This is a genomic window from Streptomyces sp. NPDC002386, assembly GCF_053593175.1.
In genome coordinates this window covers 1-1,441 of sequence record NZ_JBSFBX010000041.1, presented here as the reverse complement: position 1 = coordinate 1,441, position 1,441 = coordinate 1, and the positions used below count along the sequence as shown (strand labels likewise).

The 1,441-nt window shown below is 66.4% G+C and carries 2 protein-coding genes; both read left to right on the top strand.

Features of this window, described 5'->3' with window-relative positions; genetic code table 11:
* On the top strand, positions 1-474 hold a 474-nt coding region (locus tag ACWCPN_RS34795; RefSeq protein ID WP_451214582.1), incomplete at its 5' end, for an alpha-glucosidase C-terminal domain-containing protein.
* The coding region (locus ACWCPN_RS34790; RefSeq protein WP_451214580.1) for an alpha-amylase family glycosyl hydrolase at positions 471-1,441 on the top strand (971 nt) is incomplete at its 3' end. The genes ACWCPN_RS34795 and ACWCPN_RS34790, both read left to right, overlap by 4 nt.

Genomic DNA, 1,441 nt, shown 5'->3' with positions numbered 1-1,441 from the left:
TCCGAGAAGTACCAGCTCAAACCCCGCGACTGGGAAGCCGCCGCACGCGAGGGCCGCACCATCGCCCCCCTCATCACCCGGCTCAACACCATCCGGCGCGCCAACCCGGCCCTGCGGCAGCTGCGCGACCTCCACTTCCACCACGCCGACAAGGACGCGGTGATCGTCTACTCGAAGCGGAGCGGATCGAACACGGTTCTGGTGGTCGCCAACCTCGACCCCCACCACACCCAGGAAGCCACGGTCTCGTTGGACATGCCGCAACTCGGCCTGGAATGGCACGAGTCGACGCCGGTGCGCGACCTGCTCACCGGCGACACCTATCACTGGGGCAGGGCCAGTTATGTGCGCCTCGGTCCGGGCGGCGCGCACGTGCTGGCCGTCGGCCGGGAGTCCGGAGACCGTCCACCGGGTGAGCACAGCCAGGTTCTGCGACCGTCCACCCCGCCGACCGGAGGGTCACCCGCCATATGATCGTCAACGAGCCCGTCCCGGACACCTTCGAGGACACCCCCGCCAAGGACCGGCATCCGGATTGGTTCAAGAGCGCCGTCTTCTACGAGGTCCTGGTCCGCTCCTTCCAGGACAGCAACGGCGACGGCATCGGCGACCTCAAGGGTCTGACCGCCAAACTCGACTACCTCCAGTGGCTAGGGGTGGACTGCCTCTGGCTGCCGCCGTTCTTCAAGTCCCCTCTGCGGGACGGCGGTTACGACGTCTCCGACTACACCGCGGTCCTTCCCGAGTTCGGCGACCTAGCCGACTTCGTGGAGTTCGTGGACGCGGCGCACCAGCGCGGCATGCGCGTCATCATCGACTTCGTCATGAACCACACCAGCGACCAGCACCCGTGGTTCCAGGAGTCGAGGAGCAACCCGGACGGTCCGTACGGGGACTACTACGTCTGGGCCGACGACGACAAGCAGTACCAGGACGCCCGGATCATCTTCGTCGACACCGAGGCCTCCAACTGGACGTACGACCCCGTACGCAAGCAGTACTACTGGCACCGCTTCTTCTCGCACCAGCCGGACCTCAACTACGAGAACCCGGCCGTGCAGGAGGAGATGATCTCCGCGCTGAAGTTCTGGCTGGATCTCGGCATCGACGGCTTCCGCCTGGACGCCGTGCCGTACCTGTACCAGCAGGAGGGCACCAACTGCGAGAACCTGCCGGCGACGCACCAGTTCCTGAAGCGGGTCCGCAAGGAGATCGACGCCCAGTACCCCGACACCGTGCTGCTGGCGGAGGCCAACCAGTGGCCCGAGGACGTGGTCGACTACTTCGGCGACTACTCCTCCGGCGGCGACGAGTGCCACATGGCCTTCCACTTCCCCGTCATGCCGCGCATCTTCATGGCCGTGCGCCGCGAGTCCCGCTACCCCGTCTCCGAGATCCTCGCCAAGACCCCCTCGATCCCGTCGAACTGCCAGTGGGGCAT